Origin of the sequence: Nitrospirillum viridazoti CBAmc (assembly GCF_000730165.1) — a bacterium.
Lineage (GTDB): Bacteria > Pseudomonadota > Alphaproteobacteria > Azospirillales > Azospirillaceae > Nitrospirillum > Nitrospirillum viridazoti.
The window spans coordinates 202,173-228,878 of the sequence record NZ_CP022111.1 but is presented as its reverse complement, the minus strand read 5'-3'; the positions used below and the strand labels follow the sequence as shown (position 1 = coordinate 228,878).

The window sequence follows — 26,706 nt, the reverse complement described above, 5'->3', positions numbered from 1 at the left end:
ATCAATAACGCCATGGGAAGGCGGGGCTGCGCTGACGCTTACGCTTGGTGGGTGTGATCTCCGCCTGATAGCGGCGTATCAGGTCGCCTAGGGTGTTGCGCTCCGCCTCGCTGCGATCGACGAAGACGCCACGGGAGATTTCCGATTCCATCTCGGCGGCCCAACGCTTCGCGTCGGTCCTGGTCTCGAAGGTTTTGGATTGGGTGGGGAAGCCGGTGCGCCGGATCTTCACCTGGTAGCCAATGACCTGGCCTTCCCGGTTCTTCCGGGGAGCGATGGTAGCCATGGGAAAGCTGTCTCCGCTGGATGTCCCGCGGATCCCATTTGTCCCCAGATTGTCCCGCAAAATCCAGCCCAAACGCTGGAAGCGTGGCGTCCCCTACGGGATTCGAACCCGTGTCGCCGCCGTGAAAGGGCGGTGTCCTAGGCCTCTAGACGAAGGGGACAGCGGGGTGGATACATAATGATCCGGCCCCGATAAGGCAAGCGGATAAAAAGTCCCGCCCACCGGTTTTCGCGCATAGGGGGTCTGCCTGTTAGCGCGGCCGGATCGGGCGGGAAAACGGTGATGGTTCCTGGTCAGCGAAAGCGTTCGATGGCGCGTTCCGCCTTCAGGATCAGGTCCAGCATGGGTTCGGTCTTGGGCATGGAGCGCAAGACCTTCTCCAGCGCCTGCAGTTGGGCGGACACGGCCTTGTTCTTGCCGCGCGCCCGCAGATATTCGAAGCGGAAGGTGATGGCCGTCTGGAAGGTGGCCTCCAAATCCGCCTCCTTGGCACGGATGGACCGGTCGAAGCCCTCCTTTTCCGCCACCTTGCGGCAGGCGGTGAATAGGGTGGCGGCCGCCTGGGCCACCGACACCTCGTCATCCGTGGGGCTGTGGGCCATGTCAGGCACCAGCCGCACCTCCAGCTTCTCGCGCACTTCCCTCTGGGGCAGCACCAGGGCCGCGTCGCGAACCGCCACGCTGGCGAACTGGTCGGCCGCCTGCGTCACCTTCTGCCGGGCCTCGACCATCATGGTCTCCCATCCGGCGTTGCCGAACTCCCTCACCTCTTCCGCCATGCCCTGCACCATGGCGCCGGCGTCGGAGATGAGGCGGGCGCAGGTCATCAGCCAGACCCGCCGGGTCATGCCCCGGTCGCCCGCCGCCGTGCGCCCGATCTCCGCCAAGGTGCGGGTAAGGTCGCCGAACAGCTTGGCCGGAATCATCTGCAGGCCGGCGTTGTCGCCGCCGGCACGCAGCAGATCGGCCGACAGGAGGCGCACCAGACGCAGCGACTGCCACGGCTGGGTCAGCAGGCGCAACAGGCCGTGGAAGTAATAGTCGACCACCTCGCGGTCGGCGGCGTGCAGGTGCATGTAGCCGTTCTTGGCGATGACCGTGCCCTGGGGATTGAAGTCGTGCACCCGGCCGTCCGCCGTGCGCGGGCACACCGCGCGGATCTGGTCGAACCAGGGGGTCAGCAGCGGATCCAGGCCCAGGATGCGCGCGATCTCGGCCGCGTCCTCGAACGCGCGCGCGCTGCCCAGCAACACTTCCAGCTCGCGCTTGCGCACGGCGGACTGCGCCGCCTCCGCCAACAGGGTGGTGGTGGCCTCCGCCGCGATGCTGCGGCCGAACTGGACGACAGCGTCGATCTCGTCCTGCCGCTCCGACGCCACGGCGTTGCGATATTCCGCCGTGGCCGCCGCCAGGCGCGGCCGGTAGGGGGACCCCATGAGCAGGCGCCACCAGGGCGCCAGACTGGACCGGGCCACCACCGCCCGACGCGCACCGCCCACGGAGTCGGCATCGATCAGGTAGGGTTCCAGGCAAACGCACAATGCCCGCTGGAAGGTGGGCACGCGCACGGGCCGCAGGCTGCGCAGCATGGGCCGCAAGCAGGTCAGGATCTGTTCATCGGAGGCGGCCCCCGTCTCCGTCGCGCGGGCCTTCTCCACCGCCGCGGCCACACGGACCAGCGACCCCTCATCCAGGGTGCGGAAGTGGGTTTCCAGGCGGCTGAGGGTCGATTCCGGTGCCGCGTCAGCCGAGGCTTCCGGTGCGGCCACAACCACCCGTTTCGTTCCAGGCTGTCCCGACATCAATACCCCCTCATCCCCCCCGGATGTCCTCGTCGGCTGCCCGGGCGGAGCCTTGGAACCTTCCCGCGTTGTAATGATCGGCCCTTTGATTTTTATGGTCGCCGGCCATTCAACAGCCCACCGAGAGTAACGGTAGAACGGAATGACCTTTCACGCGTAAGGATCGTTTAATGCAGCGCCGCTGTCAATCCAGTCCCGCCCACAATCGGAAAATGATGGACCCGTGACAGCCCGGTTACCGCCAAGCATAAACTGACGCCGTCGGACATCGCTACTTCCGATGCGACAGAATAATACGCTCAATAATTTGAACCGACTCGGCAATGGAGATGGGGGAATAGGCCCGCGATTCAGAGCGGATGGAAAGATAGTTTTGGTTAAACTACCCCACGCAATGGCATTTAGCCGACGGTACGCGGGCATAGTTGCGGCTGACACCTAATGCCAACAACGTAACGCTGGCCGACATACATCCGGCTGGAAGCGGAAAATATGGAAATCATCGCCACCGTAGCCCCGGTGGGGCTCCGTGACGGCTTTCTTACTTTCGTATAGTGACCCAACGGCGCAAATCCGCCGCATCGCCCTACCCGACCGGGATAAATGTCGCCGGCTTCACGATGCGCCCGGCAAAGCGGCGTCATCAATGGTGAGCTGCACGCCCTCCGCCCCGTTCCAACGGTCGGCGCGCAGGGTGCCGGCCAGGTGCATGGGCCGGCCGCCATGGTTCAGCAGGGCCGGCCCCAGATCCTCATCCATGGCGCGGAAGGCGATGGCTTTGAGGCGGGCGCCATCGGCCGAGGACAGGATGCAGCGCACATGGTTGCCACCCACCACGTCGGCCCGCACGATGCGGGCGTCGGCCACGGCCAGGCGCGGTTCGGAATTGCCGGTGCCGAAGGGGCCCAGGCGGGTGATGTGGCCCAGCAGGTCGGCGGAGGCGCCGCGCACCGACACCACGCCATCCAGGTGCAGGGTGGGCACCAACGGGCCCTGCCCCGCTGTCTGCTGCGCGATACGGTCGGCCAGGAAGGCGCGCAGGTCGGCCAGCCTGTCCTCCGCCACGGTGAACCCCGCCGCCATGGCGTGGCCGCCGCCGGCCATCAGCAGGCCGGCCTGGCGGGCGGCGATGACGGCCGAGCCCAAATCGATGCCCCGGACCGAGCGGCCCGAGGCCTTGCCGATGCCGCCCTCCAGCGCCACCACGCAGGCCGGCACGCCATAGCGCTCCTTGAGGCGGGAGGCGACGATGCCGATGACGCCGGGATGCCAGCCCGCCCCCGCGATCACCAGCGCCCCGGCGCCGGCCCCAGGGCTGAGCAGGGCGTCGGTGGCGGCCTGCGCCTCCACCATGGCGATGGCCTCTTCCAGCACCAGGGCCTCGATCGCCCGGCGCTCGGCATTCAGGGTGTGCAACTGGGCCGCCAGGTCGCGCGCCTCCACCGGGTCCTCGGTGGACAGCAGGCGGGTGCCGAGGTCGGCGCGGCCCACCCGGCCGCCGGCATTGACGCGCGGCCCCAGGATATAGCCGGCGTGGTAGGCGTCCATGCGTTCATTGATGCCGGCGACGTCGGCCAGGGCGGCCAGACCCACGTTGTTGCGGCGACTCATCACCTTCAGGCCCTGCGCCACCAGGGCGCGGTTCAGGCCCACCAGGGGCACCACGTCGCAAACGGTGCCCAACGCCACCAGGTCCAGCCAGCCCATCAGGTCCGGCTCCGCCCGGTTGGCGTACCAGCCGGTGGCGCGCAGGATCCGGTTGACCGCCACCACCAGCAGGAAGCTGACGCCCACCGCCGCCAGGGTGCCCAGGCGGTCAGTCACGGTCTCGTCGAGGCGGTTGGGGTTCACCACGGCATGGGCCTTGGGCAGGGCCGGTTCCGCCTTGTGATGATCGACGACGATGACCTCCAGCCCGGCCTGCGCGGCGGCGGCCAGGGGCTCGAACGAGGTCACGCCGCAATCGACCGTGATGACCAGGTCCACCCCGGCCTCGCGCAGGCGCAGCAGCGCCGGGGCGTTGGGGCCGTAGCCTTCATTGATGCGGTCGGGGATGTAGGCCTGGATGTCGGCGCCAACGGCGCGGAAGAAGCGCACCAGCAGCGCGGAAGAGGTGGCGCCGTCGACGTCGTAGTCGCCGAAGACAGCCAAGCGCCGGCCGCGCCGGACGGCATCGGCCAGATGCTCCGCCGCGGCCTGCATGTCCAGTAGGGCGTGCGGGTCGGGCAGGAAGCGTTTCAGCGTGGGGCCCAGGAAATCCTCGGCCTGGTCCAGGTCGACACCACGGGCCGCCAGGACCCGGCCCACCAGTTCCGGCAGGCCGCCGCGCTGGGCATGGGCCAGGGCCAGCCGCTCGTCATGCGGACGGGCCAGCCAGCGCCGGCCGGTGGCGGACCGCGAGACCCCCAACAGGGGGCGAGGCTCCCCGGCGGGATTGTCCCCCGCCGGCGAGCTCAAGAACGTCATGTTATTCTGCATCCGGAATGAATTTGGTCTTGGTGCGGAGATTGTGGTGCGCCTCAACATAGCGCACCGTGCCGCTCTTCGACCGCATAATCACTGAATGGGTGTAGGCCCCGCCGGGGAAGCGGCGCACACCGCGCAGCATGGTGCCGGTGGTCACGCCGGTGGCGGCGAACATGACGTTGCCGCTGGCGAGGTCCGTCAGGCCATACTTGCGGTCCAGGTCGGTGACGCCCCAGCGCTTGGCGCGGGCGCGTTCGTCGTCGTTGCGGAACAGCAGGCGGCCCTGCATCTGGCCGCCGATGCAGCGCAGGGCGGCGGCGGCCAGCACGCCTTCCGGCGCGCCGCCGGAACCGACATACAGGTCGATGCCGCTGTCGGGCTGCGCAGTGGAGATGACACCGGACACGTCGCCATCGCCGATCAGCATGATGCGGGCGCCGGCGGCGCGCACGCGGGCGATCAGCTCGCGGTGTCGGGGGCGGTCCAGGATGCAGACCACCAGTTCCTCCACCGTGGCATGCTTGGCCAGGGCCAGGTTCTTCAGGTTGGTCTCGATCTTCTCATCGATGTCGACCACGCCCTCGGGCAGGCCGGCGCCCACGGCGATCTTGTCCATGTAAACATCGGGGGCGTTCAGGAAGCCGCCCGATTCCGCCATGGCGATGACCGCCAGGGCGTTGGGGCCGCCGGTGGCGGTGATGGTGGTGCCTTCCAGTGGGTCGAGCGCGATGTCGATCTTGGGACCATGGCCGCTGCCCACCTTCTCCCCGATGTACAGCATCGGCGCCTCGTCGCGCTCACCCTCGCCGATCACCACGGTGCCGTCGATGGCCAGGCTGTTCAGGGCCTTGCGCATGGCATCCACGGCGGCCTGGTCGGCGGCCTTTTCATCACCGCGGCCCATCAGCAGCGAGGCGGACAAGGCGGCCGCCTCGGTCACGCGCACCGCTTCCAGGGCCAGGTTACGGTCCATAACCAGGCTGATGTCGCCCTTCGGATCGACGGGCGCCTCGATAGCCTTGCTCATAGTCATCTTCCCCTGAGTCTGTTTGCCGTCGGACCCCTTATTATAAGGACGGGGTCCGTGACGGTGGTGTGTCAATAATCCTCGATACGGATCATGCGCGGGGTTTCCTGAACCGCGTCCAGCCCGCCTATGACGGCCAGGGCGCGCAGCATCGCCACTTCTTCCGTATCGTGGGTGGTCAGCACCACCGGAACGGCCTCACCTGGCGCCCGCCCCCGCTGCAGGAACGACTCCATGGAGACGTTCTGGTCGCGCAGGGCCGCGGCGACGTCGGCGATGACGCCCGGACGGTCGACCACCATGAGGCGCACATAATACCGTCCGCGCCGCGCCGACAAGGGGGCAGGAGTCAGGGGTGCCAGTTGGCCGGCGGGTACGGCGAAGGTGGGGGTGCGGCGGCCGATGGCGATATCCACCAGGTCCGCGACCACGGCCGAAGCGGTGGGCCCCGCTCCGGCCCCCCGGCCCACCAGCGCCACCTTGTCGGCGAAATCGCTGTCGGCGACCACGGCGTTGAACACCCCGTCGGTGGCGGCGATGAGGGAACCGACCGGCACCATGCAGGGGTTCACCCGCTGCTCGATGCCGTTTTCCGTCCGGCGCGCGATGCCCAGCAACTTGATGCGGTAGCCCAGCTGCCCGGCGTAGTCGATGTCCAGGGCGGAGATGTGGCGGATGCCCTCGACATGCACATTGGCGAAGTCCACCCGCGTGCCGAAGGCGACGGAGGTCAGGATGGCCAGCTTGTGCGCCGCGTCCACGCCATCGATGTCGAAGCTGGGATCGGCCTCGGCATAGCCCTTGGCCTGGGCCTCGGCCAGGACGTCGCCGAAGTCACGGCCCGTGGTCCGCATCTCGGTCAGGATGTAGTTGCAGGTGCCGTTCAGGATGCCGTGCACCTCGCGCACCTGATTGGCGGCCAGGCCTTCGCGCAGGCCCTTGATGACGGGGATGCCGCCAGCCACCGCCGCCTCGAACGCCAGGGTCAGGCCCTGGGCTTCGGCCTGGGTGGCCAGCGCCGTGCCGTGGTGGGCCAGCAGCGCCTTGTTGGCGGTGACCACATGCTTGCCATGGGCCAGGGCCGTCTCGACGGTGCGGGCGGCGATGCCGTCCGACCCGCCGATCAACTCCACCACCACGTCGACCTGGTCGTCCGACGCCAGGTCGACGGCGTTGTCGTACCAGCGCACGGACGACAGATCGACGCCCCGGTCACGGTTGCGGTCGCGGGCGCTGACGGACGTGACCACCATCGGCCGGCCAACACGCCGGGCCAGCAGGTCGCCTTGGGTGGCGAGCAGCTTCAGGACCCCGGCGCCGACGGTGCCAAGACCCGCAATGCCCACGCGCAGCGGTGCCGTACCCATGCTTTCCCCCTTATCGACCGCAACCATCAGACTTAGATCACTTTCTTGGAGGCAGCGTCGCCACCGTTGCCAGTCCGGTGCAGGAAGCCCCGGATGTTGCGGCAGGCCTGGCGGATGCGCTGGACGTTTTCCACCAGGCCGAAGCGCACATGCTCGTCGCCATACTCGCCAAAGCCGATGCCGGGGGAGACGGCGACCTGCGCCTCCTGCAACAGCAGCTTGGAGAATTCCAGCGAGCCCATGGCGCGGAAGGGCTCGGGAATGCGGGCCCAGACGAACATGGTGGCGGCCGGCGGCGGCACGTCCCAGCCGGCGGACGCCAGGCCATCGATCAGGGCGTCGCGGCGCGCCTTGTACATTTGGCGGATTTCCTCCACGCAGTCCTGCGGCCCGTTCAACGCGGCGGTGGCCGCCACCTGGATGGGGGTGAAGGCGCCATAGTCGACATAGGATTTGAACTTGGCCAGCGCGCCGATGAGCTTCTTGGAGCCCACGCCGAAGCCCACGCGCCAGCCCGGCATGTTGTAGGTCTTGCTGAGGCTGTTGAATTCCACCGTGATGTCGCGCGCCTCGGGGATCTGCAGGATGGACGGCGGCGGGTTGCCGTCGAAATAGATCTCCGCGTACGCGATGTCCGACAGGATGTAGATGCCGTGCTTCAGGCACAGCTCCACGATCGGGCGGTAGAAGTCCAGCGTGACCGTCTGCGTCGTCGGGTTGGCCGGGAAGCTGACGATGACGGCGATGGGCTTGGGCACCGAGTGGCGGATGGCGCGTTCCAGCGTCTCCACGAAATTGTCCACGCCCTCCACCACCGGGATATGCCGCAGGGCCGCCCCCGCCAGCATGAAGCCGAAAGGGTGGATGGGGTATGAGGGATTGGGCACCAGGATGACGTCGCCCGGGCTGGTGATGGCCTGGGCCAGGTTGGCCAGCCCTTCCTTGGAGCCGATGGTGACGCAGGCCTCCGTCTCCGGGTCGATGTCGACGTCGAATCGGCGCTTGTAATAGGCGGAGATCGCCTTGCGCAGGCCGGGGATGCCGCGGGACATGGAATAGCGGTGCGTCTTGGGATTGCGCACGGCCTCCACCAGCTTTTCCACGATGTGGGGCGGGGTGGGCTGGTCGGGGTTGCCCATGCCGAGATCGATGATGTCCTCACCGGCCGCGCGAGCTCGCGCCTTCATCGCGTTCACTTCGGCGAACACATAGGGCGGCAGGCGCTTAATGCGGTGGAACTCTTCGTTCATGGGACGGTCTGTACCGATTTCAGGGTGGATGGGAGGCATGGTGACCGATGGGTTTGTATCGTCCCGGCCGAAGCCGGGCGACAGCAATTTCCACAGGGCGGGCATCCCGTTTCAAGACATTTGCTTACAAGAACACCCGCGCCCAGCTAATTTTCCGCCGCAATCCTGCCCCCACGGGCCATGCGGGCCCGGGATGTGCCGGATCAGTTCTGGGGGGTCTGGCTGGTGCCGTTGGCGGCGGGGGCACCAGCCTGGCTAGCCGCGGCGCCGGTGGCGGCAGGGGCGGCGGCGGTACCGGCAGGCTTGGCTTGCGGGGCGGCGACAGGGACGGCCGGCACGGCGTCGGGCACGCGGCCCGGCACGGCGGGCGGCGCGCTGGGCACCACCGGCATCTTGCTCTGGCTGGGCGCGGCCTGGCCGCCGGCGGACGGGCCGCCGAACAGGGCGTTGGACGAGGTGGCGCGCTGCACGGACTGCTGGTCGGGGGAGGCCTGGTACTTGTTCAGGTCCGTGGCGATGGAGCCCGCCGCCGTCCGGTCCGCCAGCAGGGCGTCCATGTCCTTCTGCCGGGTGGCGGGATCGGGCACGTCCTTCGGTCGTTCCGGCACGGAGGCCAGGTTGGGCCACACATCGGGCGGCGGCCCCACGCGGCGCACGGGGCGCTCACCCAACAACAGGGCCTTGCTGCTGGCGTCATTGGCCATGGGCTCCGGATCCTCGGGGCCATCATGGAACAAGGCCTGGGGCACCAGCTGGCCAGCGCATCCCCCGAGGTTCAACCCGGCGCCCGCCAGGACCAACGCCAGCAGGCCGCGACCGGCAAGGACGCGCGCGCCCGCGACGGCACCGGCGGCGCCCAGGGGCGCCCCCCGGTGGGGCCGGAAACGGTTGGGGTGACCTTCCTGGGTGCTTGCACCCGTGGGCCGTGCGTCAGCGTCGGTGAAAATCATGGCCGGATCGTGTATGAAATCCCCACGGGCCGCAAGCGCCGTGACCAGCCGTAACCCAGCCTTCTTACGGCGGCGGAACGGCCGGGCAGCGGGCGGGCGCCCCCGCCGGACTCGCGCGGAACACCTCGCACGGGCGCCGCTTCATCAGAATAGCCCCCTGGTAATACCCCCTGGTAATCGAGGCGAAGGAACAAGAAAGCATGGCCGATACCCCGCCCAAGCGTACCCGGTCCCCGCGTGTTTCCAAGACTGCCCCCGACACCGTCGCCCCCGCCCCGACTCAGCCGCCCAAGGCCCTTGCCGCCAAAGCCGCCGCTGCGAAGGCACCCGCCGCGAAGACCGCGGCGCCTAAGGCCCAGGTCCGCGGGACCACGCCCCAGCCTGCCACCAAGGCCGCGCCCGTGAAGGCTGCCCCGGCGAAGGCTGCGGCGGCAAAATCCGCCACAGCCAAAGCCACCCCGGCGCCCAAGGCGAAAGCCGCCCCGGCGCCCAAGGCGCCTGCGAAGACCAGCGCCGCGCCCAGGCCGAAGGTGGTGCGCGCCACCCCCATCGCTCCGCCCGTGCCGGGCGCACCGCACCTGAAGGCGCACAAGAACCTGACGCAAGAGCCGCTGGCGCCCATGCCCGTGGCTGGCGTAACGGCGGAAAAGGCCAAGGCCGCCCCAGGAGCGGCCCGGGGGGCCGGGAAGCCGGCCAAGGCCGCCGCCGCCCCCGCCGTGGCCGCCAAGGCGCCGCGCCGCAAGGCCACCCCCCTGCCGCCCAGCGTGGTGATGCCGGCCGCCGCCGTGCCGGACGCGCCGAAGCCGCCCCCCTTCATGCCGGCCCCGGCACCCAAGGCCGAGGCACCCAAGACCGAAGCATCTGGTGCCGAAGCCCCCAAGGCGGCAGCCGCCAAGCCCGTGGCCAAAGATACCGCCAAGGATGGGTCCAATGGCGAGGTCCGCCTGCCCGATCCGGTGGAAATGACGCTGGCCATGAACCGCATCGCGGAGCAGGCGCAGCGGCTGGTGGCCGATTTCGTGGCCCGCCAGGCGCAGACGCCGGCCGACGGCACCGCCGCCGCCGACCCCATGTCCATCGCCGCGCCCTTCAGCAGCCTGCCGGCCAACCTGTCCAACCTGGACCCGTTCAATCTGGGCGGCGCCTTCATGGAGATGACGGCCCGGCTGATGGCCGACCCCAACCGTCTGATCGAGGCGCAACTGGGCCTGTGGCAGGATTATCTGGCCCTTTGGCAGCGCACGGCCCAGCGCCTGATGGGGGAGGAGGCTGAGCCGGTCATCAGCCCCGCCAAGGAGGACAAGCGCTTCAAGGACAAGTCCTGGGAGGAAAGCGCCGTCTTCGACTTCATCAAGCAGTCTTATCTGCTGACCGCCAAGTATGTGCAGACCGCCGTGCGTGGGGTGGAGGGGCTGGAGGGCAAGACCGCCAAGAAGGTGGATTTCTTCACCCGCCAGTTCGTGGACGCGCTGTCGCCCAGCAACTTCCCCCTGACCAATCCCGAGGTGCTGCGCGTCACGCTGGAGACGGGCGGCGACAACCTTCTGAAAGGCTTGGAGAACCTGCTGAGCGACCTGGAACGCGGCCGGGGCCAGTTGGCCATCTCCATGACCGACTATGCGGCGTTCGAGGTGGGACGCAACATCGCCGTCACCCCGGGCAAGGTGGTCTTCCAGAACGAGCTGATGCAGCTGATCCAGTACGCGCCGCTGACGGAGACGGTGCACAAGACGCCGTTGCTGATCATCCCGCCCTGGATCAACAAGTTCTACATCCTGGATCTGAAGCCGGCCAATTCCCTGATCCGCTGGCTGACGGAGCAGGGCTACACCGTCTTCGTCATCTCCTGGGTCAATCCCAATGAGAAGCTGGCCGCCAAGGATTTCGAGGACTACATGGTCGAGGGGCCGCTGGCCGCCCTGGACGCCATCAAGGACGCCACCGGTGAGGAGGGCGTGAACGCCATCGGCTATTGCATCGGCGGCACCCTGCTGTCGGGCACGCTGGCCTACATGGCCGCCAAGAAAGACGCGCGCATCAAGAGCGCCATGTACCTGGTGACCCTGACCGACTTCACCGACGTGGGCGAGCTGTCGGTGTTCATCGACGAGGAACAGCTGGGCGCGCTGGAGTCCCGCATGAAAAGCCGGGGCTACCTGGATGGTCAGTCCATGGCCACCACCTTCAACATGCTGCGCTCGAACGACCTGATCTGGTCCTTCGTGGTCAACAACTACCTGCTGGGGAAGGACCCCTTCCCCTTCGATCTGCTGTACTGGAATTCCGACAGCACCCGCATGCCGCCGGCCATGCACAGCTTCTACCTGCGCAACATGTACCAGAAGAACCTGCTGGTCCGGCCGGGCGGCATCACCCTGAAGGGCGTGCCCATCGATCTGCGGACCATCAAGACGCCCACCTTCATGCTGTCCACCCGCGAGGACCATATCGCGCCGTGGAAAAGCACCTACGCCGCCACCCAGCTCTATGGCGGGCCGGTGAAGTTCGTGCTGGCGGCCTCCGGCCATATCGCCGGCGTGGTCAACCCGCCGGCCGCCAACAAGTACAGCCACTTCCTGAACGACGCGCTGCCGGCCTCGGCCGACGACTGGCTGGCGGGGACCACCCAGGTGCCGGGCAGCTGGTGGCCCGTCTACGCCGACTGGCTGAAGCAATACGCCGGCCCGCAGGTGCCGGCCCGCACGCCCGGTGACGGCAAGCTGAAGCCCATCGAGGACGCCCCCGGCAGCTATGTGAAGGTACGGGTGGTGGAGTGAACTCGGCGATGCCGACACGGGGGCTGAAAATCCCCGTGTCGGTGGCCACTGGACAGCATCAGCTATCCGGGATGATACTGACTGGGTTCTTTACGACCTTAGATCACTAGGATCATGCCGAAACCCGCCGCAGTATCCGCCTCGCAGGCCCCTCTTAGACTGGGGGACGAAGGCTTTTTGCAGGCGCTAGCCCGAGCGGCACCTTCCTATTCCAAGAACCCTGAAGCCGCTCGTCGACAAGCTCTCGATTTCCTGCAACGCGCTGGGATTGTGGATAAGGACGGAAAGCTTTCAGAGCCCTACAAATCGTAAGTGCATAAGCTCAGCTACGGATTTGTGCTGGGCTATCATGGCTGTTCCCAGGCAGTGGCCAAGGCCCTGTTGGCGGGCGCGCCTTTCAAACAATCCGAGAATGACTACGATTGGCTGGGTCACGGCATCTATTTTTGGGAAGCCAATCCCAAGCGCGGCCTCGCCTTCGCCAAAGAAGCGCTGAAACGGAAGAAGTCCAAGAAGCATCCCGCGGTTGTCGGAGCGTCATCGACCTTGGGCACTGCCTGGACTTGACCACTGAAGCCGGCGTGGACGTCCTGAAGACTGCCTATAGAACGTTGAGCATGAGCCTGGATGTGCTGGGCTCACCACTCCCAGCCAATAGCGTCCATCTTAGGCGACTGGATTGCGCCGTCATTGAAGCCGCCCACATCCTCGCAGGCCAAGGCTCCCTTCGACACCGTGAAAGGCGTGTTCGTTGAAGGCGAACAGGCCTATCCAGGCTCAGGCTTCAGCGACAAAACCCATATCCAAATCGCCGTCCGGAATCCGAAAATGATCAAGGGCGTATTCCGGGTCGATCAAGAACTCTTGGCCTAACGCTCATGCCCCCTCGCGCTTGCGCCGTCGGAACTCCGCTACCTTGGCCTTCGTGCCACAGCCTTTCATGGAGCACCAGCGGCGGTCGCCGGCGCGGGACGTGTCGACGAAGAACAGGGTGCAGGCGGGCGACTGGCATTGCCGGATGGGCGCCCCGCTGCCGAACAGATGCACCGCGTCGCGCGCCACCGTGGCGATGAAGGCCGTCATGGGGCCTGAGAGGCGCACGCCCCCCGCCTGGGAGAGGGCGGGTGTCGCCGCCGGCAGGGCGGCCACCTGGTTCAGGACATCCAGCGCCGACTCAACGCTGCCGCCCGGCGGGCCGCTGCCGCCATGCCGATGGACGGCCAGATCGTAAATGGCCTCGCGCAGGCGTCGCGCCAGCGCCAAGTCCCCCTCATCCGCCGGCGGTGCCGTGTCGGTCAGGCCGGCCGCCCCCATCCACCGCCGTACATCCTCCGGCGTCGCCAGCAGTTCGCGCGGCGAGGGCTTCAGCCGCGCCTGCAAGGTGGCCGGCAGATCAATGGCAGGGCAGCCGCCCCGGAAGCGGAAGCCGTCGCGTTCCTCCGCCAAGGGAGGGGCCCCCACTGGAGGAATTGAGTGATGGTCGCCCTGTCGCATGTAACCGTATTGACAGGTTTCACGGATAAGGGCAACCATCGCCCCACTGAAACCTGATTAACCGGTTACATAAGAGAGGAAGCGACCATGCGTTTCGACAAGAGTCTGTCCGCCCTGGCCGTGCTGGCGGCCCTGGGCACCTCCACCGCCGCCCGGGCCGCCGACCTGGCCTCGCTGGAGGGCACCTGGGTGATGGACGCGGCGTATGAGATCCATGCCGACGGCAGCCGCACGACCAACTACGGCGAACACCCGCTGGGCCTGCTGACCGTCGATTCGGCCGGGCGCTACAACATGCAGATCTTCCGGGTGGGCCGGCCCGCCTTCGCCAGCGGCGTGAAGACCCAGGGCACGGCGGAGGAGTACCGGCAGGCCGTTTTGGGCTCCAGCACCCACTTCGGCACCGTCCAGATCGACCGCGAGCATCACCAGCTGGTGTTCGACGTGCAGGCGGCGTCATTCCCCAACTGGGAAGGAAAGCGGCAGGTGCGCGACTACACCTACGACGGCGGGCTGCTGAGCTATGGCGTGCCGGCCAGCGCCTCGGGCGACGGCACCGTGGCCTATTCGGTGTGGCGCAGGGCGCCGTGACCCCCGGCCGCACGACGGCGCGTCAACCGCGGCCGGCCTTGTGAAGCCACTCCGAGTCGCTTAAAAGAGGGGCCCATGTCCATCCTGACCCCCTTCCTCTGCCTGTTCCTGCCCTTCCTGCTGGCCCTTGGCCTGGTGGGGGCGGCCACCTGGTGGCTGAAACGCCGCCAAGTCATGGATCAGCCCAACGAGCGCTCCAGCCACACCCTGCCCACGCCGCGCGGCGGCGGGCTGGGTGTGGTGCCGGCCCTGCTGGGCGCCTGGGCCGTGACCGGCCTGGTGGCGGGGGACATGGACACGCTGTGGCCCACCATCGCCGCCGCGCTGGCCCTGGCTGTCATTTCCTGGGCCGATGATTTGGGTGGCGTGCCGCCCGGCTGGCGCCTGCTGGCCCAGGTGCTGGCCGTGGCCGTGGGCCTATCGGCCCTGCCGTCAGAGGCCCTGGTGTTCCAGGGCTGGCTGCCGCACTGGCTGGACCGCTTCGTGGCCGGCCTGGCCTGGGTGTGGTTCGTCAACCTGTTCAATTTCATGGACGGCATCGACGGCATCAGCGCGGTGGAAACCCTGTGCCTGGGCTTAGGCCTGGCCGCCGCCTACTTCGCCGCCGGCCTGATGGGGTTCATGAGCTCCTACGCCCTGGCCCTGGCCGGCGTGGCGCTGGGCTTCATCGCCTGGAACTGGCACCCGGCCCGCGTCTTCCTGGGCGACGTCGGCAGTGTGCCCTTGGGCTTCCTGTCCGGCTGGCTGCTGCTGCGCGCGGCCGGCGACGGCCTGTGGCTGCCGGCCCTGATCCTGCCGCTGTACTACCTCAGCGACGCCACCCTGACCCTGGCCAAGCGCCTGTGGCGGCGGGAACCGGTGTGGCAGGCCCACCGCCAGCACTTTTACCAGCAGGCCGTGCGCCGCCTGGGCCGGCACGACCTGGTGGCCCTGGCCATCCTGGCCGCCAATGCCGCCCTGGCCGCCAGCGCCATCCTGTCGTTCACCGACCCCAGCTGGGTGGTGGTGGCGCCCATTACCGTCGCGGCCCTGCTGGCCTGGATGGCCCATGCCAAGACGGCGTCCAAAGGCCAGGCGAACGGCGGCGCCGCCTGAGTCCGGTCCTGCTTAACAGGTTCCTTACCCAGCCTTGAGATGAGCGGGAAGCGGACCTTCAAAAATTTAAGTTTGCTTGGGGCGACAAATCGCCTAAATACAGAGTTCGCGACGCACCCGCACGTGCCACTGGCCCCTGGGTTCCGGTCATCGAACATGGCCCGGACCCTTGGATGGTTAAGCAACGACGTTAGGCGTCCTTTTTAAGCAGATCCGGCCGAAGTGACTGGGCCGGGCCTTGAGAGGGAACCAACATCATGCTTTCCACCATAAAACGGGCGGTGAAGCGGTAAGCCCCTTCTGGTCCTGACGCGTCTGTTGACGCTTTGAGGTCTTAAGGTCGACGGATCGACCCGATGGCCCGGCAATCACGGCGCTAGACCAGATCATTCCCCTTCCCACCGATCGCTGACGTTGAACGGCCCCTGGCGCCACCGCCATGCCCGTTTCCCCGCGCGGTCCCTGGTTCAGCCGAATGAAGCCGGCTCCCTGTACGCCCGAGGGCGACGACGGGGCCGGACAGGGGTATTGTTATGGCCTACCGTTTCCGTTCCGCCGTTTCCCCCCTGCGCCGCGTGCGCGCGCAGGCCCGTGCCTCCGCCATTCCCGCGCCCGCCCCCACCGTGGACAGCCTGGTCGCCAGCCTGGCCCCGGCGGAGCCGATGCACTGCCTGCGCCCCCGCCAGGTTGCCGCCAACGCGCGTGACTTCATCGCCGCCTTCCACGACGCCGTGGAGCAAGCCCTGGGCGATGGCACGCGCGGCGCCGTCATGTACGCGGTGAAGTGCAACCCCGACCCCACCATGCTGCGCGCCCTGACCGAGGGCGGCCTGCGCCACTTCGACTGCGCGTCCCCCGCCGAGATCCGCCTGGCACGCCAGATGTATCCGTCGGCCGCCGTGCACTACATGCACCCGGTGAAAAACCGCGCCGCCATCCGGTCCGCCTATTTCGAGCAGTCGGTGCGCGACTTCTCGCTCGATTCGGCCGATGAGTTGGCCAAGATCGTCGAGGTGGTGGCCGAGGGCGTGCCCGGCGCCGACGGCGTGGACGCCCGCCTGGACCCGGTGGCGGCGGATTTGGGCTTGATGATTCGGCTGGGCATGCCCAAGGGCCAGGCCGCCTATGACCTGTCGGCCAAGTTCGGCGCCGCCTTCGACGAGGCGGTGGCCCTGCTGCGCGCCGCCCGGCCGCTGGCCGTGCGCGTGGGCGTCTGCTTCCACGTCGGTTCCCAGTGCATGGACCCTCAGGCCTATACCCGCGCGTTGGCTATCGCCGACGCCGTGGTGAAGGCCGCCGGCGTCGCCATCGACGTGGTGGACGTGGGTGGCGGCTTCCCCGCCCGCTACCCCGACATGGACCCGCCCCCGCTGGCCGACTATATGGCCGCCATCCGCGACGGCCTGGTGGCCATGGATCTGGCGCCGAACGTGCAGGTGTGGTGCGAGCCGGGCCGCGCCCTGGTCGCCACCGGCGCCTCGGTCGTCGTCCAGGTGGAACGCCGCCGTGGTTCGGAGCTTTTCATCAATGACGGCGCGTACGGCAGCCTGGCCGACGCCGGCGCCTTGGGCATGCGGTTCCCCGTGCGCCTGATTCGCCCGACGCGGGCCGAGGCGCTGCAGGAGTTCAGCTTCTGGGGTCCCACCTGCGACAGCGCCGATTACATGCGCGGTCCCTTCCTGCTGCCCGCCGACATCCGCGAGGGCGACTGGATCGAGATCGGTCAGTTGGGTGCCTACGGCGCCGCCTTGCGCACGGCCTTCAACGGCTTCGACCAGGCCCGCCTGGTGGAGGTCCGCGACGCCCCGCTGGTGGCAACCGCAGGACTGGTCTCCGCCCCGGTTCGGCGGAATTCGCGATACGGCATATTGCGTCGCCGCATCGCTTGAGGCAAACACGGCGCTCTTAATTCAACAGAGGGGCCGGCGCCCGTGAAGGAACGCCGGCGAATTCGCGACAGCAACAGACGGTCGGTCAACCGTTGGTAAAGCCCGGAGAGTTTATGATGTCCCATTCCGTGAAACATGCCGCCATCCCCGGGCGACTTTATATCATCGGTTTCGGCAGTATCGGCCAAGGCGTGCTTCCCCTGGTGCTGCGGCACCTGGACATCACCGCCGACCGCATCACCATCATCACGGCCGACGCGCGCGGCCGGGATGAGGCGGCCCATTATCAGGTGGATTTCCAGATCCGCCCCCTGACCCGCGACAATCACCGCGACATTCTGGTGCCGCTGCTGCGCAAGGGCGACTTCGTCCTGAACCTGTCGGTCGATGTCTCCTCCCTGGCGCTGGTGGAGCTGTGCCAGGAGGCCGGCGCCTTCTACCTCGACACCTGCATCGAACCCTGGGTGGGCGGCTACACCGACCCCAGCCTGTCGCCGTCGCTGCGCAGCAACTACGCCCTGCGCGAAGCGGCGCTGGAGCTGAAGACCCGCTATCCCGGTGGCCCTACCGCCGTGCTGACCCACGGCGCCAACCCGGGGCTGGTGTCGCACTTCATGAAGCAGGCGCTGCTGAACATCGCCCAGGACAATGGCCTGGACGTGGCCGTGCCCACCACGCGCGACGGCTGGGCCCGCCTGGCGCAGCGCCTGAACATCAAGACCGTGCATGTGGCCGAGCGCGACACCCAGGTGGCCGACCGCCCGCGCGAGCGGGGCGAGTTCGTCAACACCTGGTCCATCGACGGTTTCGTCAGCGAAGGCTGCCAGCCGGCGGAGCTGGGCTGGGGCACGCATGAGCGCCACTTCCCCGCCGACGGCCAGCGCCACGCGTTCGGCAGCCAGGCGGCCATTTTCCTGAACCGCCCGGGCATCAGCACCAAGGTGCGCACCTGGACGCCGATGGAAGGCCCCTTCCACGGCTTCCTGGTCACGCATAACGAGGCCATCTCCATCGCCGACTATTTCACGGCGCGTAACGAGGACGGCAGCGTGGCCTACCGCCCGACCTGCCACTACGCCTATCACCCCTGCGACGACGCCATCACCTCGATCCACGAATTTGTGGGCAAGGGCTATGTGCAGCAGGAGCGGCAGCGCCTGCTGATGACCGAGATCGTCGACGGCATCGACGAGCTGGGCGTGCTGTTGTGCGGCCACGAGAAGGGCGCCTATTGGTACGGCTCGCAGCTGACCGTGGCCGAGGCGCGCGAGTTGGTGCCCTACAACAACGCCACCAGCCTGCAGGTCTGCGCTACCGTCCTGGGCGGCATGGTCTGGGCCCTGGAGAACCCGACGCAAGGCCCCGTCGAGGCCGACGAGGTCTCGTTCGAGCGGGTCATGGAAATCGCCACGCCCTACCTGGGGCCCGTGGTTGGCGTCTACACCGACTGGACCCCGCTGGACGGCCGCGAAACCCTGTTCCCCGAGGACCTGGACCGCGACGACGCCTGGCAGTTCAAGAACGTGCGGGTTGTGTGAGGGGGCAAAAGCCCCCTCCCTTCTTGGCCTTAAGTTGGCGGCATCAATCCGAATAAGGTCAGAAAGTCACGAACAGTCAGAATTTTAGTGCCCTCGAACCGCCGTAGGCTCAGCAAATCCTGTTTATCGCCGGTAATCAGGAAATCCGCGTCACCTGCCAATGCGGTGGCCAGCAGGTAATTGTCAAAGGGATCGGGTGAGGCGGAGACTGTCGGCAAAGGCTCCACAATCTCCGCAATCTCACGCATGTCATTGATCAACTGACCCGCTATGACCGGCGGCAGACGCGCCCGTATCTTCGGGTAGCGGGTGACACGCATCAACTCGTCCAACTGGGGCGTCGAGACAAGCAGGTTGAAGCGCCCCTCTCGCCAAAGGGTCACCAAGCGAGCCGGCAGTGAGGCTTTTGCCAGCAGCGCGCTAATCAGGACGTTGGTATCAACGACGACGCGCACCGGTCAGTCAGGCTTTGGGCGTGCGATCTTGCCGCGTCGCGGCGACGGCTTCGTTCAGGAGATCATCCAGATCGTCTGGCGACATGTCATCGAACCCGCCACGTGCCTCCGCCATGGTCTGCTCGAACACCCGCCACTTGACCGCCTCCTCAATGAACTTGGAGAGATCGCCTTTCTTCATGCCACGTTGAGCCAGGAAAGTGCGAACGGCGATATCGGTCTTTTTAGAAACCGAAACGCTCCAGCGCGTTGTTTCAGAAGAGGTGTCGGACATGGGCGCGGCCTATAGGCGGATAACCATATAAGAGTATAAGCGCTTACTCGCAGAATACGAGAGCCTTCGCCTTAGTTCCTTCTGCCCTCGGAGGGCAGGCGCACGGCAAGGTTTGGCCCCGCATGCCCCCTCCCCGGCGGGCGCGGGGCTTAAACAATTGCGTGCCGGGCGGCCAGCGATTAAAGACCCGTAACGGGCACTGTCGCCCTTACGACGCCCGGGACCCTTCTGCATTATGACTGACAGCGCCGACGAGGCCATTGCGGCCAAGGCCCTGCTGCCGGCCGGCTTGCGCGACCTTCTGCCGCCCGCCGCCCAGCACGAGGCCCGCATCGTGGAACAGCTGATGGCGGACTTCGGCCGCCATGGGTACGACCGGGTCAAGCCGCCGCTGATCGAGTTCGAGGAGGGTCTGCTGGCCGGGCCCGGCGCCAAGCTGGCGCACCAGACCTTCCGCCTGATGGATCCGGTGTCCCAGCGCATGATGGGCCTGCGGGCCGACATGACGCTGCAGGTCGCCCGCATCGCCCAGACCCGCCTGGGCAAAGCCCCCCGCCCCCTGCGCCTGTCCTATGCCGGCCAGGTGCTGCGCGTGAAGGGCTCGCAACTGCGCCATGAGCGCCAGTTCGGCCAGGTGGGCGTGGAACTGATCGGCAGCCTGCGCGCCGAGGCTGATGCCGAGATCGTGCTGCTGGCGACCGAAGCCCTGACCAACCTGGGTGCCGAGGGCCTGACCGTGGACCTGACGGTGCCCACCCTGGTGCCGGCGTTGTTCCGTTCCCTGGGCCTGGATGAGGCCACTCAGCGCGCCGCGCGCGAGGCCCTGGACCACCGCGACGCCGCCGGCCTGGCCGCCATCGGCGGAGCCGCCGCCGAGCTGCTGGGCCGCGTGATGGCGTGCTGCGGCAACGCCCCCGCCGCAGTGGAGGCCCTGGCCGCCGTCGAACTGCCGGCGGAGGCGGAGCCGGAGCGCCAGCGCCTGGCCACCGTGGTGAACCTGATCGTCAGCGCCGCCCCGCACGTCCAGATCACGATCGACCCCGTGGAACAGCGCGGGTTCGAGTACCAGACCGGCGTCAGCTTCACCATTTTCGCCCGTGGCGTGCGCGGCGAGATCGGGCGCGGCGGCCGCTATCGCACCCTGGCGGGGGAACCGGCCACCGGCTTCACCCTGTTCACCGACACGGTCATTGAGTCCGTGCCCGGCCCGGCGCCGGCCCGCCGCCTGCTGCTGCCCCACGGTACCCCGGCGGCCCAGGCCCAGCGCCTGCGCGAGAAGGGCTGGGACACGGTGGCGGCGCTGGAGCCGCTGGACGATGACGCGGCCGAGGCCAAGCGCCTGGGCTGCAGCCACCTGCTGCGGGACGGCTGGACCGTCGAGGTCTGAGCGTCCACCTGTTTGAAAATCCTGCGGGTGCCGCATCGCCGCCCCGTGCCTGCTATTGAGCGCCGTTTTAGAGGGAGAAGCATCATGGCCAATGTCGCGGTCGTCGGCTCGCAGTGGGGTGACGAAGGCAAGGGCAAGATCGTCGACTGGCTGTCCAGCCGCGCCGACGTCATCGTCCGTTTCCAGGGCGGCCACAACGCCGGCCACACGCTGGTCATCAACGGCGTCACCTACAAGCTGTCGCTGCTGCCCTCCGGCGTCGTCCGCCCCGGCAAGCTGTCGGTCATCGGCAACGGCGTGGTGGTCGATCCCTGGGCCCTGCTGCGTGAGATCGAGAACATCGCCGCCCAGGGCGTGCAGATCACCCCGGAAAGCCTGATCGTGGCCGAGAACGCCACCCTGATCCTGCCGCTGCACAGCGCAGTGGACAAGGCCCGTGAGGAGGCGCGCGGCGCCGGCAAGATCGGCACCACCGGCCGCGGCATCGGCCCGGCGTACGAGGACAAGGTGGCCCGCCGCGCCATCCGCCTGTGCGACCTGGCCGACGAGGCCGTGCTGGAGCACAAGGTCGACCAGCTGCTGTTCCACCATAATGCCCTGCTGCGCGGCCTGAACGCGCCCGAGATCGACCGCGCCGAGCTGCTGGCCCAGCTGCGCGAGATCGCCCCGCGCATCCTGCCCTACAGCGCCGTCGTCTGGCAGCGCCTGGAAGAGGCCCGCGCCCAGGGCAAGCGCATCCTGTTCGAGGGCGCCCAGGGCGCCATGCTGGACGTGGACCACGGCACCTATCCCTTCGTGACCTCCTCCAACACCGTGTCGGGCAACGCCGCCGCCGGCAGCGGCATGGGCCCCGGCGCCGTCGGGCATGTGCTGGGCATCACCAAGGCCTACACCACCCGCGTCGGTTCCGGCCCCTTCCCCACCGAGCTGTTCGACGACATCGGTGAGCTGATCGGCGCCAAGGGCAAGGAGTTCGGCGTGGTCACCGGGCGTAAGCGCCGCTGCGGCTGGTTCGACGCCGTGCTGGTGCGCCAGGCGGTGAAGGTGGGCGGCATCGACGGCATCGCCCTGACCAAGCTGGACGTGCTGGATGGCATCGAGGAGCTGAAGGTCTGCACCGGTTATCGTTACAAGGGTGAGGTCATTCACCACCTGCCGGCCGGCCAGACCGCCCAGGCCGAGGTGGAGCCCATTTACGAGACCTTCCAGGGCTGGACCGAAAGCACCTACGGCGCCCGCTCCTGGGCCGACCTGCCGGCCACGGCCATCAAGTACATCCGCCGCATCGAGGAACTGATCGAAGCGCCGGTGACCCTGCTGTCCACCAGCCCCGAACGCGACGACACCATCCTGATGCGGGATCCGTTCCAGGGTTAAGTTGGCTCCCAGACGAGGAGAGAGCCCGCGACTGCAGGCGCCGGAGCGAGCACCGAAGGGCGCAGAGAGGATAGCCAAGCGGCCGGATGGCCGCGCCGGCGCTTGAGGAACAAGGAAAAAATGGGTACGGGCGCGACAACCATCATTCCGCCGCAGGGTCCGCTGAAGGGCCGGGTGGCGCCGCCGGGGTCCAAGTCCATCACCAACCGCGCCCTGCTGCTGGCGGGTCTGGCGGCCGGCACCAGCCGGCTGACCGGCGCCCTGAAAAGCGACGACACCCGCTATATGGCCCAGGCCCTGCGCGACATGGGTGTCGCGGTGGATGAGCCGGACGACACCACCTTCGTCGTCCATGGCACCGGCCGGCTGAACGCGCCGGCCCAGCCCCTGTTCCTGGGCAACGCCGGCACGGCCACCCGCTTCCTGACGGCGGCGGTGGCCGCCGCTGTGGACGGCACCATGGTGGTGGATGGCGACGCGCATATGCGCAAGCGCCCCATCGCCCCCCTGGTCGCGGCATTGAAGACCCTGGGTATCGCCATCAACGCCCCCACCGGCTGCCCGCCCGTCACCGTGCGCGGCCATGCCGGCGGATACGCCGGCGGCCGGGTGGAGATCGACGGCGGCCTGTCCAGCCAATATGTTTCCGCCCTGCTGATGATGGGCGCGCTGGGGCGCGAGCCCACCGACGTGGTGCTGACCGGCGCCGACATCGGCGCCAAGGGCTATGTGGATCTGACCACCGCCGCCATGGCCGCCTTCGGCGCCCGGGTGACCCACCCCAGCGACACCGTCTGGACCGTCGCCGCCACCGGCTATCAGGCCGCCGATTTCGCGGTGGAGCCCGACGCCTCGGCCGCGACCTACCTGTGGGCGGCCGAAGCCCTGACCGGCGGCGCCATCGACCTGGGCACCCCGGCCGACGCCTTCACCCAGCCGGACGCCCGCGCCTACGACTTCATCCGCCTGTTCCCCCACCTGCCAGCCGTCATCGACGGGTCGCAGATGCAGGACGCCATCCCTACCCTGGCCGTGTTGGCAGCCTTCAACACCACGCCCGTGCGCTTCACCGGCATCACCAACCTGCGGGTGAAGGAATGCGACCGCGTGGCGGCATTGGCGACGGAACTGTCGCGCATCCGCCCCGGCCTGGCGGTCGAGGAGGGCGACGACTTGGCTGTGGCCAGCGACCCCGGCCTGGCGGGCCAGAGCCTGCCCACCCGCATCGAAACCTACGCCGACCACCGCATCGCCATGAGCTTCGCCCTGGCCGGTCTGAAGATCCGCGACATCACCATCCTGGACCCAGGCTGCGTCGCCAAGACCTACCCCGGCTACTGGAAGGCGCTGGCCGGCCTGGGCGTGGAGTTGAAAGACGAGGTCTAACCCGTCGCATAGTGTCTCTTCTTATGGTTGCAACGACACCGTAGTCATCTGACACTGCGACCGGCGCGCGACCGACGATCAACGGTGGCGGCGTTTCCGGGCTATTCAGCATGCACGATGCCGCGTTGTCATCCGGCGCCATGGCGCGCGTGAGGAAAGGGCGGGCTTTCATCGTCCTGCTGATGCCCGTCGTCGGCATCCTGCTGGTCCTGAATCTGGCGGATTTCTGGGGAGTGGCCCCCGTGGTGGCGGAGCGAGGCGTCCTGGCCTGGCTGGGCCTGCCGCCGGCGTCCTGGGAAAGCATCCGCCTCCTGCTGCTGATTGCCTTTTTCGGGGGCGTGTTGCACCGCTATTTCCGCTTCATCGAAAAGTCATTCGCCGTTTCCTCCAGCGGCGGAGACATATAATCAGTCCTGGGGACGCAGGTGGGCGTCCCGGGGAGGAATGGCCTTGAAGAAGCGCGGCGGTGCGGTCACGGACGAGATGGGTGATGAGGCCGGTGGTGACCGGCAGTTCGTCACGGCACTGTCGCGCGGCCTGGACATCCTGCGCTGCTTCGAGCCCACCGACGGCCCCCTGGGCAATGCCGACCTGGCCCAGCGCTGCGGCCTGCCCAAGGCCACGGTTTCGCGCCTGACCTACACCCTGGCCAAGCTGGGCTATCTCGATTACCTGCCCGACAGCGGCAAGTACCGCATGGGCGTCGCCGTGCTGGGCCTGGGCTATGCCTGCCTGGGCGGGCTGAAGATCCGCGAAACGGCGCAGCCCTATCTGCAGGCTCTGGCCGACCATGCCGGCGACGGCGTGCTGACCGCCCTGGCCGGCCGCGACGACCTCAGCATGGTCTACATCGCCTGCGCCCGGGCGCCCGGCATGGTCAGCCTGCAGCAGGATGTCGGATCACGGCTGTCCCTGGGCCGGTCCAGCATCGGCCGCGCCTATCTGGCGGCCCTGGACCAGCCCACCCGCGCCCCGCTGATGGAACGCCTGCGCCAACGGGCGGGCGACGAGTTCTGGCCCATGGTGGAGCGGGGCATCCTGCGCTCCGCCGAGGAAATCCGGGCACGCGGCTTTTGCCTGAACGTGGGCGAATGGGTGCAGGGCGTGAATTCCGTCGCCGTGCCCCTGCGTCCCACCCAACCGGGCCAGCCGCCCCTGGCGTTCAACTGCGGCGGCCCATCCTACCTGCTGACGCCCGAGCGGCTGGAAAGGGAACTGGGCCCCCGCCTGGTGGAACTGGCCAACCGCGTGGCCCTGGTCGGCCGGGCGGTTTGAATCCCCTTCTTCCCCGGCCAACCCCATTGACGCCCTGCGCCGATCGAATATACATTGTAGAAGAAATACGAAGCAGGGCGGGGCGTGATGGGCAGGAACACGTTGGGCACGCTGGAACAGGCAGTGATGATGGTGATCCTGGCCCTGGGCGATGGTGCCTATGGCGTGGCCATCCGCGATGAGCTGAGCCGCCGCACCCGGCGGGAGCATACGCTGGGCGCCGTCTACACCACCCTGGACCGGTTGACGGCCAAGGAGCTGCTGGAGTCCCACCTGGGCGAGCCGACACCGACGCGCGGCGGCCGGGCAAAACGCTATTTCAAGCTGACCGGCGAGGGGCGTCAGGCGCTGGACCATGCCGTCAACAGCCGTCACGAGTTGGAAGTCGGCCTGGACCTGGCGGGCAAGGGGGCCTGAGCCATGACGACGCCGTCCGAAAACAGCATCGCCGTCGTCACCCCAACCGTCCTGCCCCTGTTCCCCCGCCTTTGCCTGATGATGGTGGCCACCCCCGAGGAGGTGGAGGATCGCATGGGCGATCTGGAGGAATCCTACGTCAACGCCTTGGCGTTCCTGGGGCCGGACGCCGCCCTGAGCCGCTATCGCCGCGACATCGCCTCAAGCATCCTGGCCATCGCCAGCCGGCGGCTGGAGAACCTAGTGCTGCTGCGCTTCCTGGACCGGGGCCGGCTGCTGCAATCGCTGGCCACGATCGCCGTGGCCTTCGCCGTCTGCTACGCCATGATGTCGGTGCTGGTGCCCACCCCCTGGTGGATGCGGGCCGGCCTGCACAGCTATCCTGGCCAGTTCAGGGGTTTCAACCTGCCCGATTACCCCGTCTGCCAGGCCTGGACCGACTATCAGGGCCGCAGCCGCCTGGCGCGTGACCTGCGCGGGCCCGGCGTCCACGTGACCGAGGTCACCACCCGGGGCGCGGTGCGCCAAGGCGCGGAGCAGGATCTGGCCATCCTGCTGCCCCAGGCGGCCAAGGTGACCGCCATCTACTGCGGCATCAGCCGGCCGGGCGCAGGGAAAGCGGCCGTCGAAGAGTGTTCCCGTGGCGGCTGCGGCACCGGTGTGTCGGCTTTCGTCGAGGATAGCGCCTACGTCAAAGGCCGTGTCCTGACCTTGGCCATGTCGACCCGCTCCGCCGCCCCCGAAGACGGCGTCACCGGTCATTTCTGGATCGCCTGGCGCGGCGACGACACCAGCGTCCCTTGAATTCCCGCCCTCCTCCTTCGCCCTTCCTGATGGGGCACACCATTTCTTCTACATTGTGTAATAAACTAAAGGAAGCAGCAGCCATGCACGCGAATTTGTCGCTGGAGGCCCAGATGCCGCTGCCCGTCGCGCTCATGAGCCGGCTGCTGGTGTCCCTGATTTCGGCCGCGCTGTCCGTCAGCCTGGTCTATGGCCTGATGACGGCCTCGATACCGGACCCCTGGTGGCGGCAGGCGGGGTTGCCCACCAACCCCGGTTATTTCCGGGGCGCCAACGTCGTGGACTATCCCTTCTGCCAGGCCTGGAACGATTACCAGGGCCGGAACCGCATGGCGCGGGACCTGGGCGCCCCCGGCGTGCGGGTGACGGAGGCGCAGACACGAACGGCCATCCGCCCGGGAGGTGAAGAGAACCTGTTCGTGGAACTGCCCGGGACCGCCCAGGTCGTCGCCATCTATTGCGGCATCTCGCAGGATGGGGCGCCCATGGGCGAATGCGCCCGCTATGTCTGCGGCGACGGGGTCGCCACCTTCGTCGGCGACAGCATGTACACAGGCAGCGAGTACAGCGGCACCCTGCAGGATGGCAACCGGATCCTGACCCTGACCCTCATGAACAAGCGGGCCGAAACGCGGCGGCGGACCACCGTCCGCTTCTGGGTGGCCTGGCAGGACGACACTCCACCACCCGAGGCCACCGCCCCGCAAACGGTCCCTCCGGCCCTCCCCCCAAAAGCCGCGGCGAAGCCGTTTTCCAATCCGACCTGATCCGACCGACAGGGAACGGCGCCCGGAACGGA

The 26,706-nt window shown here is 67.9% G+C and carries 25 protein-coding genes and 1 tRNA gene; 15 read left to right on the top strand and 11 right to left on the bottom strand.

Annotation, left to right across the window (positions count from 1 at the left end; all coding sequences use genetic code 11):
- Position 1: 1 nt before the first annotated feature.
- The 8 genes from Y958_RS14495 to Y958_RS14460 form a co-directional block, all read right to left on the bottom strand.
- Entirely contained in the window at positions 2-286 is a 285-nt protein-coding gene (locus tag Y958_RS14495) for a hypothetical protein (protein WP_088872793.1), read from the bottom strand.
- A gap of 84 nt (positions 287-370) precedes the next feature.
- Positions 371-446, bottom strand: a tRNA-Glu gene (locus tag Y958_RS14490).
- 133 nt (positions 447-579) lie between these two features.
- Positions 580-2,088 (bottom strand): hypothetical protein, encoded by a 1,509-nt coding sequence (locus tag Y958_RS14485; RefSeq protein ID WP_145727878.1) that lies wholly within the window; start codon positions 2,086-2,088, stop codon positions 580-582.
- A gap of 615 nt (positions 2,089-2,703) precedes the next feature.
- Positions 2,704-4,554 (bottom strand): single-stranded-DNA-specific exonuclease RecJ, encoded by a 1,851-nt coding sequence (gene recJ, locus Y958_RS14480; protein ID WP_088872791.1) that lies wholly within the window; start codon positions 4,552-4,554, stop codon positions 2,704-2,706.
- Between the two features lies 1 nt (position 4,555).
- A complete protein-coding gene (gene glpX / locus Y958_RS14475) occupies positions 4,556-5,527 on the bottom strand; it encodes a class II fructose-bisphosphatase (protein ID WP_088874000.1) in 972 nt (323 codons plus the stop codon).
- A gap of 125 nt (positions 5,528-5,652) precedes the next feature.
- A complete protein-coding gene (locus tag Y958_RS14470; RefSeq protein ID WP_088873999.1) occupies positions 5,653-6,948 on the bottom strand; it encodes a homoserine dehydrogenase in 1,296 nt (431 codons plus the stop codon).
- 32 nt (positions 6,949-6,980) lie between these two features.
- Complete coding sequence (locus Y958_RS14465) at positions 6,981-8,198, bottom strand: LL-diaminopimelate aminotransferase (protein ID WP_088873998.1); 1,218 nt, start codon at positions 8,196-8,198, stop codon at positions 6,981-6,983.
- A gap of 203 nt (positions 8,199-8,401) precedes the next feature.
- On the bottom strand, positions 8,402-9,148 hold the full coding sequence (locus Y958_RS14460; protein ID WP_145727879.1) for a hypothetical protein: 747 nt from the start codon (positions 9,146-9,148) through the stop codon (positions 8,402-8,404).
- A gap of 899 nt (positions 9,149-10,047) precedes the next feature.
- Between Y958_RS14460 and Y958_RS14445 the strand changes: the two genes are divergently transcribed.
- The 3 genes from Y958_RS14445 (at position 10,048) to Y958_RS32385 (ending at position 12,798) form a co-directional block, all read left to right on the top strand.
- Complete coding sequence (locus Y958_RS14445) at positions 10,048-11,925, top strand: PHA/PHB synthase family protein (protein WP_088873997.1); 1,878 nt, start codon at positions 10,048-10,050, stop codon at positions 11,923-11,925.
- Positions 11,926-12,237: 312 nt separating this feature from the next.
- Positions 12,238-12,492, top strand: coding sequence for a hypothetical protein (locus Y958_RS32390; protein WP_244909521.1), 255 nt, complete (start codon positions 12,238-12,240; stop codon positions 12,490-12,492).
- Between the two features lie 123 nt (positions 12,493-12,615).
- On the top strand, positions 12,616-12,798 hold the full coding sequence (locus Y958_RS32385; protein ID WP_244909520.1) for a hypothetical protein: 183 nt from the start codon (positions 12,616-12,618) through the stop codon (positions 12,796-12,798).
- Between the two features lie 3 nt (positions 12,799-12,801).
- Here Y958_RS32385 and Y958_RS14435 read toward each other — a convergent pair whose 3' ends face one another.
- The gene (locus Y958_RS14435; protein WP_211098653.1) at positions 12,802-13,371 is read right to left on the bottom strand and encodes a CGNR zinc finger domain-containing protein; all 570 of its coding nucleotides are present in this window, start codon (positions 13,369-13,371) and stop codon (positions 12,802-12,804) included.
- Positions 13,372-13,506: 135 nt separating this feature from the next.
- Here Y958_RS14435 and Y958_RS14430 point away from each other — a divergent pair, with 135 nt between their 5' ends.
- From Y958_RS14430 to Y958_RS14415, 4 genes are all read left to right on the top strand, one after another.
- The gene (locus Y958_RS14430; protein WP_088872786.1) at positions 13,507-14,010 is read left to right on the top strand and encodes a lipocalin-like domain-containing protein; all 504 of its coding nucleotides are present in this window, start codon (positions 13,507-13,509) and stop codon (positions 14,008-14,010) included.
- Positions 14,011-14,085: 75 nt separating this feature from the next.
- Entirely contained in the window at positions 14,086-15,105 is a 1,020-nt protein-coding gene (locus Y958_RS14425) for an MraY family glycosyltransferase (protein ID WP_088872785.1), read from the top strand.
- Between the two features lie 533 nt (positions 15,106-15,638).
- On the top strand, positions 15,639-16,994 hold the full coding sequence (locus tag Y958_RS14420) for a type III PLP-dependent enzyme (protein ID WP_088872784.1): 1,356 nt from the start codon (positions 15,639-15,641) through the stop codon (positions 16,992-16,994).
- A gap of 116 nt (positions 16,995-17,110) precedes the next feature.
- Positions 17,111-18,532 (top strand): homospermidine synthase, encoded by a 1,422-nt coding sequence (locus Y958_RS14415; protein ID WP_088873996.1) that lies wholly within the window; start codon positions 17,111-17,113, stop codon positions 18,530-18,532.
- 29 nt (positions 18,533-18,561) lie between these two features.
- On the opposite strand, the gene Y958_RS14410 is transcribed toward Y958_RS14415, so the two are convergent.
- Entirely contained in the window at positions 18,562-18,987 is a 426-nt protein-coding gene (locus tag Y958_RS14410) for a putative toxin-antitoxin system toxin component, PIN family (protein WP_088872783.1), read from the bottom strand.
- A 7-nt stretch (positions 18,988-18,994) separates the two neighbouring features.
- Positions 18,995-19,261 carry a ribbon-helix-helix domain-containing protein gene (locus tag Y958_RS14405; RefSeq protein WP_088872782.1) on the bottom strand — a complete coding sequence of 89 codons (267 nt, stop codon included), beginning with the start codon at positions 19,259-19,261 and terminating at the stop codon, positions 18,995-18,997.
- A 235-nt stretch (positions 19,262-19,496) separates the two neighbouring features.
- Between Y958_RS14405 and Y958_RS14400 the strand changes: the two genes are divergently transcribed.
- The 8 genes from Y958_RS14400 (at position 19,497) to Y958_RS14365 (ending at position 26,674) form a co-directional block, all read left to right on the top strand.
- Positions 19,497-20,648: an ATP phosphoribosyltransferase regulatory subunit gene (locus Y958_RS14400; protein ID WP_088872781.1), complete on the top strand. Its 1,152-nt coding sequence runs from the start codon at positions 19,497-19,499 to the stop codon at positions 20,646-20,648.
- Positions 20,649-20,732: 84 nt separating this feature from the next.
- Positions 20,733-22,025 carry an adenylosuccinate synthase gene (locus Y958_RS14395; protein WP_040847901.1) on the top strand — a complete coding sequence of 431 codons (1,293 nt, stop codon included), beginning with the start codon at positions 20,733-20,735 and terminating at the stop codon, positions 22,023-22,025.
- A gap of 120 nt (positions 22,026-22,145) precedes the next feature.
- Positions 22,146-23,411: a 3-phosphoshikimate 1-carboxyvinyltransferase gene (locus Y958_RS14390; RefSeq protein ID WP_088872780.1), complete on the top strand. Its 1,266-nt coding sequence runs from the start codon at positions 22,146-22,148 to the stop codon at positions 23,409-23,411.
- 110 nt (positions 23,412-23,521) lie between these two features.
- Positions 23,522-23,818, top strand: coding sequence for a hypothetical protein (locus tag Y958_RS14385; protein ID WP_088872779.1), 297 nt, complete (start codon positions 23,522-23,524; stop codon positions 23,816-23,818).
- Positions 23,819-23,861: 43 nt separating this feature from the next.
- Positions 23,862-24,686 carry an IclR family transcriptional regulator gene (locus Y958_RS14380; protein ID WP_211098652.1) on the top strand — a complete coding sequence of 275 codons (825 nt, stop codon included), beginning with the start codon at positions 23,862-23,864 and terminating at the stop codon, positions 24,684-24,686.
- A gap of 87 nt (positions 24,687-24,773) precedes the next feature.
- Positions 24,774-25,103, top strand: a complete 330-nt coding sequence (locus tag Y958_RS14375; protein ID WP_088872777.1) for a PadR family transcriptional regulator — start codon at positions 24,774-24,776, stop codon at positions 25,101-25,103.
- 3 nt (positions 25,104-25,106) lie between these two features.
- On the top strand, positions 25,107-25,907 hold the full coding sequence (locus Y958_RS14370; protein WP_088872776.1) for a hypothetical protein: 801 nt from the start codon (positions 25,107-25,109) through the stop codon (positions 25,905-25,907).
- A gap of 83 nt (positions 25,908-25,990) precedes the next feature.
- Complete coding sequence (locus Y958_RS14365) at positions 25,991-26,674, top strand: hypothetical protein (protein ID WP_088872775.1); 684 nt, start codon at positions 25,991-25,993, stop codon at positions 26,672-26,674.
- Positions 26,675-26,706: the final 32 nt, after the last annotated feature.